Source organism: Salinisphaera sp. SPP-AMP-43, assembly GCF_049568105.1.
Classification (GTDB): domain Bacteria; phylum Pseudomonadota; class Gammaproteobacteria; order Nevskiales; family Salinisphaeraceae; genus Salinisphaera.
In genome coordinates, this window is record NZ_CP145335.1 from 4084332 (window position 1) to 4103620 (window position 19289).

The following is a 19289-nucleotide window of genomic DNA, read 5'->3' on the forward strand; positions in this document are numbered from 1 at the left end:
TCGATGAACGGTGCCGACCACGATACGAGCCGCCTCGCCACTGCCCTGGATGGCGAGGCGTTCTGGCAGAACATGCAAGACAGCGCGGCGATCGGCCGGCGTTGCGGTGGTGGTATCAAGCGCCTGGCGCTCGATGACGCCGATATCGAAGCCCGTCGCTGGCTGATCACACGCGGCGAAGCGTTAGGCTGCCAGGCCTATTTCGACGATGCCGCTAACGTTTTCATTCGTCGCGAAGGCCAGGACCCGACCGCAGCGCCTTTGTTGCTCGGCAGCCATCTGGACAGCCAGCCTGCGGCCGGCATCTACGACGGCGCCCTCGGCGTGATCTCCGGGCTGGCTGTGCTACAAACCGTCGCCGCCTTGGATATGGCCCATCGGCGGCCAATCGAGCTGGTGTCGTGGACCAACGAAGAAGGCGCCCGTTTCACACCCGGTATGACCGGCTCGTCGGTTTTTGCCGGCGCAGCCAATCTCGACACACTTGGCGATGCCTGCGACGCCGACGGCATTCGCTTGCGCGATGCCTTGAACGCAACGCTGGCTGCCCTCGCAGCGACCCGGGCGCTACAACGCGCCCAGGCGCCGCAGCCCTATGCCTATCTCGAGACCCATATCGAGCAGGGCCCGGTTCTCGAGGAACAGGGTTTGCCGGTCGGCGTGGTCACGGGAATTCAAGGGGTGCGCTGGTTCCGGTTCACAGTGACCGGCGTGGCCGGTCATGCCGGTACCACGCCCCGCAGTCTGCGCCAGGACGCCTTCGATGGCGCCTGCCGGCTGGCCAACACGCTGCGTGAAACCGCGACCGATACCGAAGAGCAAGTGCGATTCACGATCGGTCGTTTCGAAGTCGAACCCGGGGCGGTCAATACCATCCCGGATCGGGTGACGTTCACCGTCGACCTGCGGCATCCGAACGCGACCAAACTCGAAGCGCTCGAAGCCAGTTTTCGCCAGTTGAGCCGCCGCGACTGGGCCGGCTGCCATGTCCAGCTAGAACGTCTCATCGATAAGGCGCCGATCGCCTTCCCCACCGATCTGACCGATCTGCTGGCCAACAGTGTGACCACAGCCGGCTTGCCGGCCGCGCCCCGAATGATGTCCGGCGCCTTCCACGATGCACTGTATCTGGCCTCGATCTGCCCCACCGCCATGCTGTTCGTGCCCTGCGAGGCCGGCATCAGCCATCACCCGAGCGAGCATGTCGAAAAGGCCGATGCGATCGCGGCTTGTCGGGTTCTGGCCGCGGCCGTCGAGCAACTGCTCGACTAAATACAAGACGCCGTCGGCGTCTTGGCCGATGCCGAGACTGAGGATGCCCAGCGCCGGCCACAAGGCGCCTATCGTTGTCGATGCCGTGCCCCTCGTATCGCCGTGCGCGCTGGTTCGGCGCCGCCCACAACCCGCGTTGCCGGAATCGGCCTGAGTGCAGCCGCTGGCCTGGTTGGTAGAGAAATAGTCCTGCCCCGGCGAGCGACATTCTGACCCACGCGCATTGGCGGGCCGAACCTCGGCCGTATTCGCCATGGCCACGATATCGGCGCTAGACGATAACCGGTTCGAACACCGGCGCTGTCACCGGGCGCTCGGTTGTCGGACTCTCCTGGCCGGGCATGGCGAACATATTGATGAGATGGCGTCGATAATGGGCGACCACGCGGTCGACGTCCGGCGCCTTGATGACATCGGTGGCTAAAAATGTCGGCAACGCACTCAGGCCCAGAAACGCCTGGGCCTTGTGAAACGGCAGATAAACCCCGTCCACGCCCTGGCCCTCGAAAAAATCGTCGGCCTCATCGAAGGCCGAGCGCGGCGCGTTCCAGGTCAGCGACAACATATACCGGCGGCCGTGCAACAGTCCGCCAGAGCCGTACTTGCGCGAGGGGTCGGCGCGCGTACGCCCATCGTTGGCATAAAGACGGCCATGGCCGGCGGTCAGCACTTCGTCGAGATAGCGCTTGACGATCCAGGGGGCACCCATCCACCAGCCCGGCATTTGGTAGACGATCACATCCGCCCAGAGAAATTTGCCGACTTCTGTCTTGACCTCGTAACCATCGTCAATCGGGGTCTGCTGCAGGGTATGGCCGAGCGCGCCCAGGGTATCGAGGGCCTGCTGATGCAGGGTTCGATTCAACCGCCCCTGGGAATGGGCGAACGGCTTTTGACCGTCGAGCAATAGAATATTCATGTGCGTATCCGCTTTCGAAACCAATGATCGGCGGCCATGATCGCGATCCCGCGGGCAACCATAAACCTGCCGCGAGACAAATCTTTATTGATTAAAATTCAACAATGAAAACGACGTTCGAAGAACATCAGGCGTTTGTGACCGTCGTCGATACCGGCACGGTCACCGCGGCCGCCGAGCACCTGGGACGCACGACTTCCGCGATCAGCCGGGCGTTGCAGCGTTTGGAAAACAAGCTCGGCGCCGACCTGCTCCGGCGCACCACCCGGCGTATCGCACTGACCGACGAGGGGCGTCTGTTTCTGGAACAGTCGCGCCGCGTGCTCGAAGCCATCGATACCGCCGAACAAACCATCCCGCAGCGCCGCGGCACGCCGGCCGGTCGGCTGACCATCAATGCGGCCCCCGTATTCATGCAGTATGTGATCGTGCCGTTGGTTGGTGAATTCCGGGCCCGGTTCCCCTCGATCGAACTGCATCTGGATACCCACGATCGAATTATCGATCTGCTCGAACATCGGGCAGATGTTGCAATTCGTATCGGCCCATTGGCCGACTCCACCCTGCATGCCCGCGCTCTGGGTCAGACTGCCCTGCGGTTGGTGGCCGCCCCCAGCTATCTCGCGACCCATGGCCAGCCGTGCTGTCCCGCCGAATTGGCTTCGCATCATCGGCTCGGCTTCGATGCCATGTCCCATCTCAACCAGTGGCCGCTCGCGAGCTCGACCGGCGAGGATCTAACCATCCAGCCGAGTATCGCGGCCTCCAGTGCCAGCACCCTGCTCGAACTGGCCCTCGCTGGCCAGGGCATCGCCTGTATGGCCGACTACACCACGCGCGGTCATCGCGAGCGGGGGGCACTGGTCGAAGTCCTTGCGGAAGACCGACTCGATCGCCGGCAGGCGATCCACGCGGTGTATTACCGCGACACCGCCCCGGCCGCCCGGGTCCGTCTGTTCCTCGATTTCATGGCACCGTATCTGCCCGCAATGATCTAAGCCGTATGTCCGGCTCGACACACGCATCATGCTCGGCATTCGGCTGTTCGACCGGCGTAGCCGGCGACGCCAACAGACTGCCCCCCGTTGTGGCTTGCCGATTTGCGTTACGTTGAATAGGGCATGGCCCGAACACGCGACTCACAAAGGACATCTTTCATGACCCGATGGCTCGTTTCGTCATTGCTCGCGGCTGTCGTTGGCACCGGTTGGGCAGCCGATACCAATGGCCTGGCCGCATTGCGCTGGCAATACCGCGTCATCGCGGTGTTCGCGCCGACCGCCGAACACGGCGATCAAGCCTACGACACCCTGCAGAGCAGCCGCGGCCTCGATAAGCGCGACATCGCCTGGTTCGTGGTCGGCCCGGATCGCATACGCACTAATCTCGATCGCGCGATCTGCCGTGACGCCCTGGAGGCTGTCCACGGCAACGGTTACGAGGCCGTTCTGATCGGCAAGGATGGCCAGGTTAAAAATCGTCAGGCCACGCTCGATTTGCCGCGACTGTTCGAGGCCATCGATGCCATGCCCATGCGCCAACAGGAAATGCGCAACCGCTGACCACTTTTGTTGTATCGCAACAGGCGATACCGCCAGGCATGGCGAGCAGATTGTTCAAAACGGCTGCCCACCGCGCGCCGCTTCGCTAGCCTGCCGTACCAATGCGCCCATACGACATGGCCCTGATCGCGCTCCCCCGATTCCCGCGAACAGCTCACCAAGACGTGCTGATACACGCAGTACCGGGGTCTCCTGGTTGGTTAGTCAGCACTAAGTCAGAGCCGCGGCTACGCGCGGGCCAAACCGCCGGCGCGGTCGTCTGACCAGACACGAACGCCTCGGCTCATGAGCCCCGCCCCAGGCAGCCCCTGAGCGCGCGTTACACCCTCATATCGTTAAGGGCTTTCCCCGGTTCCACCGACCGCACGATCTGCCACGCTCGGGCCGACGCTCGTTCGTATCGGCGCCTTATTTCAAGCGTTGGTTTTCTTCTGTCTTTTAGCCGACCTATGCCCAAGATTTCCAAACCGGCCATGCTCTCTGTCAGCGGCGCTCTGGCCACCGCTGTCGCCTTTGGCCCGGCGCGTATGGGCTTTGGCTTGTTCGTGCCGATATTTCGCGAGCAGTTCGGCCTGTCTACGGCCTTGGCCGGCACGATCGCCAGCGGCGCTTTCGGCGGCTTTTTCCTGGCACTGGTGCTGACCGCGCTGGCGATCGTACGGGTTGGGCCGCGCCTGCCCGTGACCATCGGCTCGCTGTTCGGCCTGCTTGGCATGGGCATGGTCGCGGCCGCCGACGGCTTGGTGCTACTGGCTACCGGCACGATTCTGGCGGCAACCGCAGCCGGCTGCTGTTGGTCGCCGTTCAACAATGCTGCCCAACGCGACGTACCGCGCGATCGCCAGGCCCGCATGCTGTCGATCGTCAGTACCGGCACTACAGTGGGTGTTGCGATTGCTGCGCTGTTAGCGATGGCTATGATCGGACTACAGCAAAGCTGGCGCATCGCCTGGCTGGCGTTTGCGGGGTTTGCTCTGTTGTCCGCGGTATTCAATCTGCTCACGCTGCGCCATCTGGCGCGTCTGCCGCATGCTTCCGATCAACGCACCGATTTTCGGCAGCTGATACGGCCATGCTGTATGCCGCTGTACGGGATCGCCTTGTCGTTCGGTATTTCCAGCGGTATCTATCTGTCGTTTGCGGTCGATCACATCAGCGCGGCCGGCGGGCTGGCCGGCATCGCCCCCAGCCTGGCCGGGCCTGTGCTGTATGCCGCGTTCGGCGCCGGCGGGCTGGTCGGGCTGTTGACCGCCGAGGTGGAATATCGGGTCGGTCTGACATCGGTGATTCGAACGATTTTTGGCGTCTCTGCTGCCTCGCTCGCGCTGATCGCACTACTGCCTGCCCAGTGGTCGGGCGTGCTAATTTCGGGTGCCATGCAGGGCATGTGCGTGATGGTGCTGAGTGCGGTCTTTGCGTTTTGGAGCAAACGGCTGTTTCCGGAGTTGCCGACCGTAGGCCTGAGCAGCGTGCTGTGCATGTACGCGCTCGGCAACATGCTCGGCCCGATCGCCGGCGGCTATATCGCAACCGCCTCTAACCTGGCTGTCATGCTGCTCGGCACCGGCGCGTTATCGCTGGTCACGGCCGTGGCTTTTCCGTCGCAATCGCGGCGGCGACGCCGCGAGCCCGCCTACGGCTGAGCCCGCGCTGGGCGAGGCGCGACCGAATTAGGGCGCCGCCCATACAACGGCTGCTTACCAGACGGCTCACCCCGTTCTGGCCGACCCATTCTGGCCTGGGCGCGTTATCGGGTCGCCACCGCGGCGCCCGGCTGTGTCGCTACACCGTCCCTGCCCCGCGGCCGACAACGCCGCGATCAGTCACCCCAGACATCGGCGAACATCCGCAGCCAGTTGTCGCCCATGACTTTCTTGATGCGTGTTTCATCCCAGCCGGCGCGCTGCATGGCAGCGGTGATATTCGGGAATTCGGCTATGGTTCGGATGCCTTCCGGATTGACCACCTGGCCGAAATCGGTCAGCCGGCGATAGCGGCCCTTGTCGTGGGTAATCCAGTCGAAAAAATCGGGGCCATGCCCTTGGGTGAAGTCGGTGCCGATACCGACCTGGTCTTCGCCGATCACGTCGATCGTGTAGTCGATGACTTCGAGGTAGTCGTCGAGCGCGGCGTTCGCACCGCGCTTTAGAAACGGCGAAAACATGGTCACACCGACAAAGCCGTTCGCTTCGGCGATCTCCTTGAGCTGGGCATCGGTCTTGTTGCGGGGATGGGCCTTGAGCCCGGCCGGACAGCAGTGCGAATAACACACGGGCGCGTTCGATGCGGCGATCACTTCCGAGGCGGTTTGCGGGCCGACATGCGATAGATCGATCAGCATACCGAGCCGGTTCATTTCCTCGACCACTTCCCGGCCGAAACCGGACAGGCCGCTGTCGCGTTCGTAGCAGCCGGTGCCGACCAGGTTCTGGGTGTTGTAGCACAGCTGGACGACGTTCACACCAAGGGCTTTGAACAGGCCGATATAGCCGAGGTCGTCTTCAAACGCATGGGCGTTCTGGAAACCGAGAACGATACCGGTCTTGTCTTCTCGCTTGGCCTGGCAGATGTCCTCGGTGGTTCGGGCCAGCATTACGATATCCGAACACGCCTCGATCGCCTCGGTCATTCGATTGATGTTCTCGACCGTCTTCTGAAAGCCTTCCCAGACCGAGACCGTACAGTTGACCGCCGTAACACCGCCTTGCTGCATTTCCTCGAACACCGTGCGATCGAAGTTCGAGATATTCAGACCGTCGATCACGATACTGTGCTGATGCAGTTCATTCATGGGCATCCACCTGTCATTAAAAACACATCAGCCCAACGGCCAAGGACGGTTTGGACCGCCCCAGCCGCAGGCTGGTTAGCGATGCCGCTGATCGCCGAAGCCCGTCCCAACGATCGCGGACACCGAAGCGACACACTCAACCGGCCTCGGGCTGGGCCGAATAGGATTGCAATGCCTGCCGGCTGCGCCGACGGACCGCAACGAATCCCACCACGCCGGCGATGAGCAGCATGCCGCCGAAGCCGGCCGATAGCATGTAGGCGCCGGTCACGGCGCTGTCGGCCAGCTGATAGTGCGGGGCCAGGCGTGCCAGGGCTTCGGCGTAGTTGCGCCACAAAAACAAGATCAGGCCAACGCCTGCAGCGGCCGTGAACAGTGCGATGCCGGCGGTGCCACGGGCCCAATGGCGTTCGAGTTCGGGCTGATCGCAGTGCAGGCTGGCGCGATAGCGCTGTGCCTTCGGGCGGACCTCGGTGACCGTCGAGGCCAGCACGATCGCGATCAGCGCCGCCACGGTCGACAGCAGTACGGGATGCAGATAAACCGGCAGGTCAATCGCCCCCTGCTGGTCAAGCAGGGACAACACCAGATTCACGACAAACCCGACCCCCAGGCCCCAGCCGGCACCGGCTGCCGTGATGCGCCGGCTCCAGACACTGGCGACCGCCACCGGCCCCCAGGAGGAGGCGAACAGGGTGGCCGCAAACCAGACCACAGCCATTACGGCCGGCGGCTGCAACAACGCCAGGCCGAGGGTGACCAGGCCGGCTACGAGAATCGCGATCCGGCTGGCTCGCATCGCCCGGCGATCGTTGTGTTTCGAGCCCATGATGTCGTTGGCGATGCTGAACCCGATCAACGATAAAAACGTCGAACAGGACGACAGACCGGCCGCGAACACCCCGGTCAGGATCAACACCGACAGCCAAGCCGGAAGCACATGCAGGGCTGCCCAGACCATGGCGTGCTCGGGGTTGGCCAGATCCGGCTTGAACAGATTGACTGCCGCGCCAGCCAACATCATCAACGCATAGAACACCGCCAGTGCGACCGCCGTGAGCATGGCCGAGCGCATCACGACATGTTCGTTGCGGGCCATGAGATAGCGACTGGCCTGCCAGGGGCTGGTGGCCAGCACCGCGGCCCAGACCAGTCCGAGCACGATGCCCCAGGTCAGCGCCTCGCCCGGCGTATGGAAACGTGCGCCGTCGCCCGAGAGCACCCCATGCCAGAGTGCGATACCAGGCTTGGCGCTCTGGTCGAGCAGCCCGGTCAATACCCCGGACCAGCCGCCCAAAGCGTGGATGAGATAGGCCGAGCCACCCAGCGCCGCCGCGGTGAAGACCACGAACATGAGCGTATCGGTCAGAATTACCCCCGGTGAGCCGGAATACAGCACGAAACCGGTATAGGTCAGCCATACCAGTACCAGCCCCATCCAGTAAGGCAGGCCGGTGACCTCGGTAAACATCATGCCGGCGCCCTGCATTACGCCCAGCATATAGGCGCCCAGCCCTACTACGGTGGTCAGCCCGGCGATGATCTGTACCCAGCGCGAGTCGAAGCGCTCGCCAAAGAACGCCGGCACGGTCAATGCCTGGCTGCGCCGCAGATAGCGGCCGAAGATCAACGCACCGATCAAACAGCCCGCGGTACTCGTAGCCGCGAAGATGAGCATCACGAACGGATAGCCGCGATAAGCGAAGCCGGTCTCGCCCAGAAAGGCACTGGTGCTCGCATAGCTGGCCACCAGCGTGCCCAGGATGACGAAGGTCGGCGCATTGCGCCCGGCCACCATATAGTCGTCGACATGCCGGACCCGTCGTCCGGCCCATTGGCCGATAATGAAATAAGCCACCAGGCTGATGATGATCGCCAGCGTAAACAGCATTGCTCGTCTTCTTGTCGCTCGATAACCCCGCTAACAACTCTAGGCGAGGCATCGCGCGCCACGTTCGCGAGCACGACTCGATTTTGTGCGCCGACGACGCGAGTTCCGCTGGCGCGGCGATCCGGATCGGCCGCAGGCCATATCGCGCAGGCCGTAGACTCGAACCCGCGGTTCGCTGCCCCGTTCGAACAGACGAGCGCGGGTTATCGACAAACAACCGAGATCATGCCGGCGGCAGCGATCGCGGCTTGGCGACGTGTTCGTAGCAAGCCGAACTCATTCCCGGTATTGCAGCCCACGTGCTAAAACTCCACCAGCCAGGGCCTGATCGAACCGGCTGAAGAACGTGGCTACCGGTTTTTCTACGACCGGCTACTCGATATAAGCGCCCCTCGGGCACGAGTGCGCCGGCAGTTCAGCAGGCCGCATGACGCCTTAGTCGACAGTCGTCATAAACCGCCGTATCGCAGCCGCGGCATCCTCGATGGTGAAGCCATCCGAAGTCGGGCCGATCTCGATTTCGGTGAGCGCATAGCCGTCGAGTGGCGCATCGATGAAGCGATCGAACAGCCATTGCCCTGTGGCCGCGGCAAACTGCCGGTGCCGTTCGGTCAAATCGGCCGGCGTGCCTGCCAACCAGACCTGGAAGGCATTGGTATGCGGCAGGCTCGGCTGCAGCAACAGCCCCGGCAGATCGCCTATCGCAGCCGCCAGCATCCGGGCACGGGCTACGAACTCGGGTAGCCGCGGGCCGCGCTCGGCCAGACCGTCCAGTGCGGCGATGGCATAGGGATAGGCGGTATAGAGATTGCCCCCATAGCGGGTTTTCCAGACATCCAGCGCCGCCACGAAATCCTCTGGTCCTGCCACCAACGCCCCACCCAGACCGGCCAGCCCTTTGTAGAACGATACATAGACACTGTCGGCGAGGCCTGCCAGTTCGGCGACACTCAGGCCATAACCCGCTGCGGCTTCCCAGATCCGGGCACCGTCAAAATGTAGCGGCACCGCCTGTTCGCGGCACCAGGCCGAGATCGCGCGCAGTTCGTCCAGCCCCGGCAACAGATAGCCGGCCCGGCGCAGCGGCAGCTCGACCACCACCGCTGCCAGTGGCTCGGTCAACGTTTCCAGTGCCGCTCGATCGAAGGGCCGATGTTGGCCCAAACGGATCGACGTCAGCCCACCGGCCCGTTCGAGCGCGCCGGCCTCGTCGACCGCCAGATGGCTGGCTGGATGGATCACCACAGCGCGGCTGCCACGACGTTCGGCATGCACCTGGAGCGCACAGAGCTGTGCCGTTACGCCGTTGATAAAAAATCGCCCCGCGGCATGGCCGAGCTGGGCCAGGCTGGCAGTTTCTAGACGGGCCACCGCACCGCCGGTGCCATAGCCGTCGATGGCATCCTCGGCCTCGGCGTGGGCCGCCAAGACGGCCAAGCGCTCGGCGGCCGGCGGGGCGCTGGCGCGCGAGAGCACGAGCCCGCAGTCGTGCTTGATCTGTCGGTCGGTGAGATTCATGGCAACTTTGCAACGAATGGCCAAGCCACTGTAAGCAAAGACCCGGCCGACCGCGATTGGTCCGCGCGAACACAGGCCGGCATACGACATCCCCAGGCCCGCTAAAGATAAACAGACCGCCCAGGCCAGCCAACTCACACTCGAATATGCGCCGGCCCAACCGTTCGATGCCGGGCGCCGCGAAAGCGCACCGGCTGCAGTGTACGAGTGAATTACGGCCGATCTCGCCGAGCCGTTGAGCGCGTGTCGCCGGCCGGCCGAACGCCTGCCCGGCCGTTGGCACCGGCCGAGGAAGCCCCGCCGCAGGGGGCACCGATCCCCGCTTTGTGCCCCCCAATGAAGCCGATACAGGCCGGCAGCCCGCCGCATGACGTCAGTAGCGACGGGCCGTCGAGACAAACTGTGGCTTACACCGCGATCTGGCCACCGTCGCTTTTCTGAATCACCACGGTCGAGGCCCGCGGCCGGACTGTGCCCTCGGTGACGGCAGTGGCATCGGCCGCCGACGGCCAGTTGCCGGGATGCTGGATGTTGATGAACAGCGCGGTCTTGTCTGGCGTGGCGAAGATGCCGGTTACCTCGCAGCCGTTCGGGCCGACCGCAAAGCGCTTGAGCTGGGCCTGATCGGCCTCGTCGACGACCGCAGCATCGCCATCGGCCCGACTAACGCTCGAAGGCATTACCGCCAGCACTTGGTCGTTGGTGTCTTCGGCCACGGCATTGCCGCTGTTGTCGGTCTCGATCCAGAGGATGCCGTTGCCGTCGCCGCGGTCGTCATACCACAGGCCGTCGGGGCTCGCGAACTGGTTGGATGCGGTCAGGCCCGAGAGATTGCCGTCCTCGCCTTCGGCCCCGCCGAACACGAAGATGTCCCAGCTGAACGACGCGGCGTCGCCGGCTTCGCGCCAACGGATGACCTGGCCGTATTCGTTGTCGGGCCGGGGGTTGGCAGCATTGACCGGCGCGCTGGCATAGCCCACGCCGAGATCGCCGATCGCAGCGCCGTCGCCGGTGAAGCCTGGATCGGTGTCTTCGGCGGTGCGATCCGAGTTATTGGTCAACGACATATAGACATCGCCCGAGGCCGGATCCACGGTCCCCCACTCGGGGCGATCCATGGGCGTGGCCCCCACCAGGTCGGCTGCATCGCAGGTATGGATGAGCACCCCGGCCTGATCGTCGGCCTCCAGACCCAGCGCCTCGGCCAATGTCCGGTCGCCGGCACGGGTCAGCGTGTCCGGGGCCAGCGCCAGCCATTCGCCGCTGCCGTCGGCGTTGAAGCGGGCGACATACAGCGTGCCCGAATCCAGATACATATCGCCTATGGCCAGCCGGTCGTTGTTGTCACCGGCGACATTGGCGTAGGTCGCGTCCCAGGGTGTGTCGGAGACGAACTTATAGATATATTCGTTGCGCGAATCGTGGCCGGTATAGAACACCACCGGTTCGCCCTCGGTGAGCCGGCCCAACCAGCAGCCTTCGTGGCGGAACCGGCCCAGCGCGGTGCGTTTCACCGGCCGGGCGGTGTTGTTATAGGGATCGACCTCGAGCACATAGCCGAAAGTACGCGGCTCGTTGCGATAATCGTCGCGGGCGGTATCGCCACTCGGGGTAGCATTGAAGCGGGCGAACTCGCCGTTGTGTTCGCTGGGGTCGCCGGCTGCGGTTTCCCAGGCGTAGCGGCCGACCTCGCGGGCGATGCCGAGCCGATCGTCGTCGGCATAGCGATCCGAGTTTTTGATGAACACCGACGGCCAGTTTTCTTCGCAGGACAGATACGTGCCCCAGGGCGTATAGCCGCAGGCACAGTTGTTGTTGGTGCCTCGGGTTTCGGTACCGCTGTTCGAATAGGCGGTCACTACATACTCGGAGCCGGCCACCGGGCCGCTCAGCGTGACCGGCGTAGCGCTGGTGATGCGCTGGTTATAGTTGGTATCGGATGCCGGTGCCCATTGGCCTTGATCGTCTTTTGCGATACGGATGACCGTGACCCCATGGGCGTTGATTTCGGTGCGTACCTCATCGGCCGGGCGGGCACCCTCGTTGTCTTCGGGGGTAGTCGGCCCGCCCTGGGGCGCCCATAGCGCGGCTTGGTCGATATATTCGTTGTTCAGGGCGACCACGAAGTCGCTCGAGGCCGTGTCGTCGGACAACGGGAAGTGGTACATGCCGTCGTGGTGCATGCCGACGCTATTGGCCTGGATGGCCGGAGTCAGCATCAGGTCTTCTCTCCAGCCCGGGGCCGAGGCATTGATCGGTGTGCCCCAGGGCATGAGCACCTGGGCCGTATAACCGGAAGGTACGACCACCGCATCGGTTTTGGACCCGGCCACGGCCTCGAAAGCCAACGCCATGGCTGCGGCCATGTCGCCCTCGTCGGTGTCCGTATTATTGTCGTCGTCACTGCAGGCGGTCAGGCCAAAGCCGCTCAGCATAGTGGCAGCCGCGACCCCCAGCCCACCGCGCAATACCCCGCGCCGCGACAGCCGCCGTTCGAGTACCGAGGAAAACGGCTCGTTATCGCTCTGGTTTAACAAACGATGGTCTTCGATCTCTTCGCTCATGAAGAACGCCCCCTTTTGTTGGAGATAGGCAGTGTGACCGGCGCGTCCCCTTCGTATCACGCCCCGGGAATCAAGACGCTATACCCCGCCAATGACAGATTGGTTAACCCCCAACCAATCGACCGCTCAAAAGATCGTTTACCGGTGCTTAAACGATTTTCGGCTCATACCCAACCTGCTCACCAAGCTACAGGCACAGCGCCCACGGCACCGCCCGGCTGGTTCGGCGCGCAGGCCATCACCGATTCATACGCTCGATCGACGCCACCCGATTGGGTCCATAGCGATTTGCACCCGGTGTTGTCGCCACCGTGCTACATGAGCTGGCCGGCCCCGGGCGGCTGCGAGCAGCGCGCCCTACGCGTCTATTCGAGGATCTCGACCGGCTGGCCCACCACCAGCATCCCTGCGGTTTCGACCACCAGGTTCTGACCGAAACAGACTTCGTTGTCAGCGTCCTTGCGGTAGCGCGCCAGGGTGCGCATCGGCTCGCCGTCGGCGCGGCGCTCGCCGCGGGCCGGATCGACGGTGATCATCACGCAGCGCCCGCAGGGCTTGGCCACGCGAAACACGACTTCGCCGATACGTATGCGCTGCCAACCATCCTCGGCAAAAGCATGATTCCCACTAACGACAATATTAGGCCGGAACTGGGCCATGACATGGCTGCCATCGGTGCGTGCATTGAGATCTGCCAGCGAAGCCTGGGTCGTGAGCAGCAGCGGGTAACCATCGGCAAAACTGACCGCGGTACCGATCCGATCGCGATAGCGGTTGGAGCGCTCGCCCAACCAGAGCAGATGCACCGGCTCACCGACGATACGGCTGAACCAGGCATCCAGGCGGATGGTAGTCGTCCAGGCAGGGAATGCATCGGCCCAGAGCCGGGTCTCGAACGGTTGACCGGCGAATGCCGAGCGGGGTTCCACCAGCGCGACATGGTCATCGTGGTATACCGCCAACTGCTCGCCGTCGAAGCGGGCGAAGACCCGCTGTAGGCCCGGATACCGGCGTGCGGTGACGAAGCTGCCATCGGGCCGGGCCAGCATGAAACGACGGTCGCCAGCCAGCCCTTCCGCAGTCACCCGGGCCTCGCCAAGCGCTTGTCCGGCACTGGATTTGATCGGATAGCGATAGATCCCCGACAGGGTGGGCACGGTATTGTCGCTCAAGATCGCACCGCCGGTGCGCAGACATGGACGGCCATTGATGTTGCAGCAACTACCACTGACGCGCCAGCGGCTTGCCTAGGGCGCGTCTCGTAACGATGCGCCCTAGAGCGGGTCGCCGCCCAATCACCTGGGCCCCGGCGAGCAACGGCGCGGTCGTGATGCGCCTACTCGGCGGCGCCTTTGTCCGGCATGTCGGGCAGAATTTCTCGATCGGCTAGATCGAGCACGATGGCACCCGTATTCGGCGGTATCTCAGGTGCGTGTCACTGCGCTGCTGTTCGCCGCGGAGGCCACAACGCCACTGCAACACCAGCCACATTGGCTGCGGGTCCAAAACTGCCGAGGAACCAGCGCAACCGGGCCTTGCAGACGTCGCCAACGATTAGCCCTTCGGTCCGGCAGCAGCAGGCATTACCGATCAGCCGCGACCGTAGCCCCGCGCCTTATCGTTGCCGCCACACGCGGTCAGGCGATATCGGCCTCGGACGGGCTGAATCGTAATACGGACGGCCGCCAGCCCGGCCGTATCACGCCCCGGAACGACAGCGCCGCCGTTCCGGGGCGGAGGCTGCATGCGGTTTCGGCCCAGCGACGCTCAGACGAAACCTCGACAGCCCTAACGTGCCAGGGCGCTGGCCGGAATGCCCCATTTCTTGGCGTTGGCTTCGGCCTGGGACGACTGCATATACCAAGCCATATCCTTGCGCAGCTGATCGGTCACCGCGCTGTCCTTGCGGACCGCGATCCCGACATTGGTGGTATGCGGGTCGCGAAAGGCGATCTCGAACTGGCCTTCCTTCTGTTTTTGGGCATAGGCCAACGAAGTCAGGGTTTCGAAGATACCCGCCAGACGTCCGTTGGCCAGCTGCGGAATCTCCTGGGCGACCGCCGGATACGATTTCAGCTGGATGGCATCCTGACCCTGCGATTCACAGTGTTTCTGGCTCGCCTTTTTGATCGCATCGAGCTCGGGCGCGCTGCCGGTCAACACCCCCACCCGTTTGCCGCAAAGATCCTCATAGCCACCGATCGCATCGGCATTACGCTTGGTCACCATGATCGCGAAGCCATTCTTGAGATAGTTGACGAAATCCACGGACTTGCGGCGCTCGGCCGTGTTGTAGATATCCGATACCACCATATCGACCCGACCGCTCTTAAGCGACGGCAACAGACCGTTGAAATTACTGGTCTTCAGGTCATAGCTCCAGCTACCGTGCTTGGACAGTGCCTTGATCATGTCGATTTCGAAACCGACGATTTGGTTGCTATCGCTGGACCGATAGCTCAAAGGTGGGAAGTCGGCCGATGTCGCGACCACGTATTTTTTTCCGTTGTCGCCAGCAAACGCCGGAGTGGCTGCCGTAATCAACAGCGCAGCCGCCACCAGCTTCTTGAATCTCGATGAATCGGACATGCCTTATACCTCTGCCGTTTTGGAAGATTTGCCTTCGGAACGTTGCTCAATCAGGTGGATGAAGTTCTGAGTGCGGGGATTGTCCGGCGCGTTGAAGACCTCCGCCGGCGGGCCGTGCTGTACCACTTGGCCCGACTCCATGAAGACGACTTTGTCGGCCCAGTCTCGGGCGAACACGATTTCGTGGCTGACCACCACCATGGTCATGCCCGAGTTGGCGAGCTTGCGCATCAGATCGAGCACTTCGTTGACCAGTTCGGGGTCTAGCGCCGACGTCGGCTCATCGAACAGCAGCAGCCGCGGCCGGGTGGCCACCGCCCGGATGATGGCGATGCGCTGCTGCTGACCGCCGGACAGCTGGTGGGGATAGTGGTTTTCGTATTCCGCCAGCCCGGCCCAGGCCAACAGCTCGCGAGCCTCGGCCCGGGCCTGCTCGCGAGCGCAGCCATGCACCCGCAGCGGCGCTTCGATCACGTTCTCGAGCACGGTCAGATGATCGAACAGATTGAAATGCTGAAAGACCATGCCGACGCCAACCTTGGCCCGGGCTCGGGCCGGATCGCGGATCGGCACCAGACCGGTCGCCGAGGAGCGATAGCCGACATACTGGCCGCCGACCGTAATTTCGCCGTCGTCGATGGTCTCCAGTCGGTTGATAGTGCGTAGCAGGGTGGTCTTGCCGGAACCGCTGGGCCCGATCAAAAACACCACTTCGCCGGGGTAGATATTGAACGACACATTGCGCAGCACCGGCTTGCCGTGGAAGGCCTTCGAGACATCGTTAATCACCACATAGGGTCGCCGCGCGCCGCTGGCGCTGGGCCGCTGCGACTGAATCGCCTCGGGGGCCGCGGGCTCGAGGAATTTCTGCATTGCCGGTATGGCCGCGAATGCCGGCTGTTCCGGGCCCGTCGGTTTCGAATTCGGGGCCGACGGCTGTTGGCCCGTCGTCGGCGCGATCTGCGGCGCGTCGCCGGCCGCGGCAACCGCCACCGCATGCCCGCGCCGCTCGAGATCGAGATAGCGCTCGAGATAATTCTGGCCAACCGCGATCAGGGTCGTGGCCGCCAGATACATCACCCCGGCCGCCAGAAACACCTCGACGTACTGGAAGTTCGACGAGACCACCTGCTCGCTGTTGAGGGTGAGCTCCTGGACCGTGATCACCGAGGCCAGCGAGGTATGCTTGACGACCACCATGCCCTCATTGGCCATGGCCGGGGCGATCGAGCGCATCGCCTGTGGCACGATCACCCGACGCATGATCTGCCAGGTGGTCAGGCCGAGTGCGCTCGCCGCATCGATTTGGGTCTTTTTGATCGACTGCAGCCCGCCGCGAATGATCTCCGACATAAAGGCGATCTCGTTGAGCATCAGCCCGAGCACGGCGGTCCAGAAGGCGCTGATCTGCAGCCCGGCCAACGGCAACACGTTGTACCAGAACAGCAGCTGCAGCAGGATCGGCGTGCCACGCATGACCCAGACATAGGGCACCGGCAGCGCTCGGACCCAGGCCATGCTCGACAGCCGCATCATCGCCATGCCGAGCGAAAACGGCAGAGCCCCGAGAAAGGAAATGACGGCAATGAGCATGGCCATCATCAGGCCTTGCCATAACAACGGCAGGCTCAGGTAATGCAGAAAGGCGCTGATGTCCATCGAACCCTCTTTTTCCAAAAACGTTTGTAAAGACCGTGGCGCTCGCGTTTTCGTCGCGCCCGCGCGCTGTTATGCACGAACCGATTCCTCGCCCGCGTGCCTGCCCAGCACCGGCCAGAGATACTGCAGCCCGGTCGCCGAGCGCTCAGCCGGCTTGCGGTTCGTGATCCGCTAGAAAAATTCCCAGGTCCGGCGCATAGAAGCCGCGCCCGACCAGCCCCCCTGCCGGGCCGCCCCCAACCATCGCCAGATGCACCAACGGCACCTGGCCCGATGCGGCCACCCGATGCCGGCAGACGAGACCGGTGGCTGGATCGGTCACGGCCGCCGCGCGATCGCCCCAGTCGGAAGGCAACTGTCCGGCCCAGAGCGATACCAGCTCTGGCGCCCAAGCTAAGGACTGGCCGCCCAGCCCACAGAAATCGATGACCGGGCTGTCGCCGACCGCGCCGAGCACGGGGCTCGCCTCCTGATCGGGCAATCGAACCCCGACCGGTGGCTCGGCCAGACAAGTCCGCCATTGCGATTGCCCGGCCAGGCGCAGCCCGAATCGCTGGCCATTGCCCCCGACCGCAGCGATCGAGTGGCGAGTTTCGGCCAGCACCCAGGCACTGGCGGCCATCAGAACCGGCAGCACGAAGTTGGCGTTGGCCGCGATCGCCTCGTCGTAGCCCGGCGACAACGGCGCCAATGCTTCGCGCAACGCCGCATTAGCGCCCCCAGTGCGAGCATGGCAGTCGTCGCCCTCGGCCAGCGCACGGGCCACCAGGGCGGCGATCGCCAGCGGTGCGGCGGCCAGCTTGGGCCGCAACTCTGCGAAAGCCCAGTGGCTATGCCATTTCAGGTTCTGGACACAGGCCGGATCGCGCGCACCGAAGCGCAGCGCCGGCGGCGCGCCCTCGGCGATCGGCGCATAGGCCTGATGACGATCGTCGCCGACCACAAACAACGGCATCGAAGCCGAAACCACCTGGGCCAGGGGCGTGACCACACCATGATCCTGGGCCGGGCATAACTCGATCTCGCGCCGATCCACAGCCAAGGCGGCTTGTTCGGCGCTCATCCCTTCAAAAATCAGCGCCTGGACCGCGGCATTGCGTAGCGCCTGAGGCAGGATGTCGCTGCTGAGCGGCGGGCCGGCATGCAACAGGCAACGCTCGCCTAGTTGTGGGCGTATATCGCGTCGTCGTGTCACGCCGCGCAGCCGTGGCATGGCGAACACGGCCGCCTGGGCATCGATCGATCGGCTGGCCGGCCCGGACATCGGTATTACGCCCCGGAAGAACCGAACAGACGCCGGAAATAACTGCGCAGCATGCGCCACACCAGCTGCAGGGTATTGATCGAATCCGCGCGCGCCGCGACGGGCCGTGAATGACGCGCTGTATGGACAGGTTCTCCCGCGGGCTGCGCCGGCTCGGATTCCGACTGCGGCCGGGCCGGCGCTGAGGCGCTTTCGGCCGTGGTCGCGGCGGCCGGCTCGGGCTGGAGCGCCTGCTGCAGATTGGCCGCGAAATCGCGGGTGAGCTGTTCGGCCAGGGCCTGGACGATGCCTTCGCGGCTGAACTGGGCCAGTTTGCCGGTGATCGAGAACGCGATCCTCAGATCCACGGCCGTACCCGCCCCCTCGGGGGCGACCGAGAATGCCGCCTCACCCTTGACCCGGCTATTGCTGCGCCGATCCACGCCGCGCCCTTCGAGCTGGCCGCTACGCTGGTCATTGTTCAGTACCAGTTCGCCCTCGCCGTTGAAGGCTGCCGTGATCGGCCCGAGCTTGACCTGGAACTGCAGCTTGAGCCGGCTGTCTTCGGCCGGTTCACTCAGGCTGGCCCCGGGCAGACAGGCCACCAGCAGCGCCGGATCGTGAAAGGCCTGCCAGACGTCCTCCGGCGGGATATCGAGCGTAAAACGCTGTTCAATATTCATGCGCGCCCTCTTGATGAAACGTTTTCTGAACCCGCTGGATCGCTCGCACGATGCCGAGATAGCCAGTGCAGCGGCAGAGATTGCCCGCCAGTTCTTCACGGATTCGCTCGGCATCGGCATCCGGTAGGCGGCGCACGATGTCGCGGGCGGTGATCAACATGCCGGGCGTGCAGTAGCCACACTGCAGTGCATGCTCGGCACTAAAGGCCTCACGCAGAGCTGCTGACAAAGCATCCTCGGCAAAGGCTTCCAGGGTGCGGATATCGCGGCCGACAAAACGGCTCGCGGACTGCAGACAGGAACGCTGCGGCACGCCGTCCACCTCGACCGTGCAGGCGCCACATACGCCCTGCTCGCAGCCAAGATGGGTCGCGGTTAACCCGCAGTGCTCGCGTAGGACATCGGCCAGATGAGTGCGTGCCTCAGCGGTGATTTCTCGACGCTCGCCGTTGACGCACAACTCGAAGGCCACATCGTTGGCGGGCGGAAATTTCAGATCGCTGCTCATGAATCGGTCCTGCGCTGTAATCTCAAAAAAGCGGCGACCTCATGGCCGCGCGGGCGATACCGACGGCCCGTGACTCGGGCGCGGTCCCGG

General features: G+C 63.9%; 15 protein-coding genes and 1 pseudogene. 5 read left to right on the plus strand and 11 right to left on the minus strand.

All coding sequences use genetic code 11. The features are described 5' to 3' along the window. Positions 1–3: 3 nt before the first annotated feature. Positions 4–1272: a M20 family metallo-hydrolase gene (locus tag V5738_RS17635; protein WP_423822134.1), complete on the plus strand. Its 1269-nt coding sequence runs from the start codon at positions 4–6 to the stop codon at positions 1270–1272. Between the two features lie 271 nt (positions 1273–1543). On the opposite strand, the gene V5738_RS17640 is transcribed toward V5738_RS17635, so the two are convergent. Further along, positions 1544–2191 (minus strand): NAD(P)H-dependent oxidoreductase, encoded by a 648-nt coding sequence (locus tag V5738_RS17640; RefSeq protein ID WP_423822135.1) that lies wholly within the window; start codon positions 2189–2191, stop codon positions 1544–1546. 104 nt (positions 2192–2295) lie between these two features. On the opposite strand from V5738_RS17640, the gene V5738_RS17645 reads away from it, so the two are divergent. The 3 genes from V5738_RS17645 to V5738_RS17655 all read left to right on the plus strand — a co-directional run bounded on the left by V5738_RS17645 (position 2296) and on the right by V5738_RS17655 (position 5396). After that, entirely contained in the window at positions 2296–3189 is an 894-nt protein-coding gene (locus V5738_RS17645; protein WP_423822136.1) for a LysR substrate-binding domain-containing protein, read from the plus strand. A gap of 159 nt (positions 3190–3348) precedes the next feature. Continuing rightward, on the plus strand, positions 3349–3753 hold the full coding sequence (locus V5738_RS17650) for a DUF4174 domain-containing protein (RefSeq protein ID WP_423822137.1): 405 nt from the start codon (positions 3349–3351) through the stop codon (positions 3751–3753). Between the two features lie 473 nt (positions 3754–4226). Next, positions 4227–5396 (plus strand): MFS transporter, encoded by a 1170-nt coding sequence (locus V5738_RS17655; protein WP_423822138.1) that lies wholly within the window; start codon positions 4227–4229, stop codon positions 5394–5396. A 176-nt stretch (positions 5397–5572) separates the two neighbouring features. On the opposite strand, the gene V5738_RS17660 is transcribed toward V5738_RS17655, so the two are convergent. The 3 genes from V5738_RS17660 to V5738_RS17670 all read right to left on the minus strand — a co-directional run bounded on the left by V5738_RS17660 (position 5573) and on the right by V5738_RS17670 (position 9953). Further along, on the minus strand, positions 5573–6544 hold the full coding sequence (locus tag V5738_RS17660; protein ID WP_423822139.1) for a dipeptidase: 972 nt from the start codon (positions 6542–6544) through the stop codon (positions 5573–5575). A gap of 136 nt (positions 6545–6680) precedes the next feature. Then, positions 6681–8435, minus strand: a complete 1755-nt coding sequence (locus V5738_RS17665; protein ID WP_423822140.1) for a sodium:solute symporter family protein — start codon at positions 8433–8435, stop codon at positions 6681–6683. 435 nt (positions 8436–8870) lie between these two features. Then, positions 8871–9953 carry a threonine aldolase family protein gene (locus V5738_RS17670; RefSeq protein ID WP_423822141.1) on the minus strand — a complete coding sequence of 361 codons (1083 nt, stop codon included), beginning with the start codon at positions 9951–9953 and terminating at the stop codon, positions 8871–8873. A gap of 112 nt (positions 9954–10065) precedes the next feature. Between V5738_RS17670 and V5738_RS17675 the strand changes: the two are divergent. Next, positions 10066–10155 (plus strand): annotated as a pseudogene (locus V5738_RS17675) (DJ-1/PfpI family protein); the annotation flags it as partial. A gap of 205 nt (positions 10156–10360) precedes the next feature. Here the strand turns inward: V5738_RS17675 and V5738_RS17680 are convergent. The 7 genes from V5738_RS17680 to V5738_RS17710 all read right to left on the minus strand — a co-directional run bounded on the left by V5738_RS17680 (position 10361) and on the right by V5738_RS17710 (position 19199). Next, positions 10361–12517, minus strand: a complete 2157-nt coding sequence (locus V5738_RS17680) for a PhoX family protein (RefSeq protein ID WP_423822142.1) — start codon at positions 12515–12517, stop codon at positions 10361–10363. Between the two features lie 365 nt (positions 12518–12882). Continuing rightward, positions 12883–13689 (minus strand): MOSC domain-containing protein, encoded by an 807-nt coding sequence (locus tag V5738_RS17685; RefSeq protein WP_423822143.1) that lies wholly within the window; start codon positions 13687–13689, stop codon positions 12883–12885. Positions 13690–14305: 616 nt separating this feature from the next. Continuing rightward, positions 14306–15106 carry an ABC transporter substrate-binding protein gene (locus V5738_RS17690; protein ID WP_423822144.1) on the minus strand — a complete coding sequence of 267 codons (801 nt, stop codon included), beginning with the start codon at positions 15104–15106 and terminating at the stop codon, positions 14306–14308. A 3-nt stretch (positions 15107–15109) separates the two neighbouring features. Then, positions 15110–16765: an amino acid ABC transporter permease/ATP-binding protein gene (locus V5738_RS17695; protein ID WP_423822145.1), complete on the minus strand. Its 1656-nt coding sequence runs from the start codon at positions 16763–16765 to the stop codon at positions 15110–15112. 145 nt (positions 16766–16910) lie between these two features. Continuing rightward, on the minus strand, positions 16911–18029 hold the full coding sequence (locus V5738_RS17700; RefSeq protein WP_423822146.1) for a DUF1116 domain-containing protein: 1119 nt from the start codon (positions 18027–18029) through the stop codon (positions 16911–16913). Positions 18030–18034: 5 nt separating this feature from the next. Beyond that, entirely contained in the window at positions 18035–18691 is a 657-nt protein-coding gene (locus V5738_RS17705; protein ID WP_423822147.1) for an SRPBCC family protein, read from the minus strand. Next, complete coding sequence (locus tag V5738_RS17710) at positions 18681–19199, minus strand: (2Fe-2S)-binding protein (RefSeq protein WP_423822148.1); 519 nt, start codon at positions 19197–19199, stop codon at positions 18681–18683. The genes V5738_RS17705 and V5738_RS17710 overlap by 11 nt, the downstream gene beginning before the upstream one ends. Positions 19200–19289: the final 90 nt, after the last annotated feature.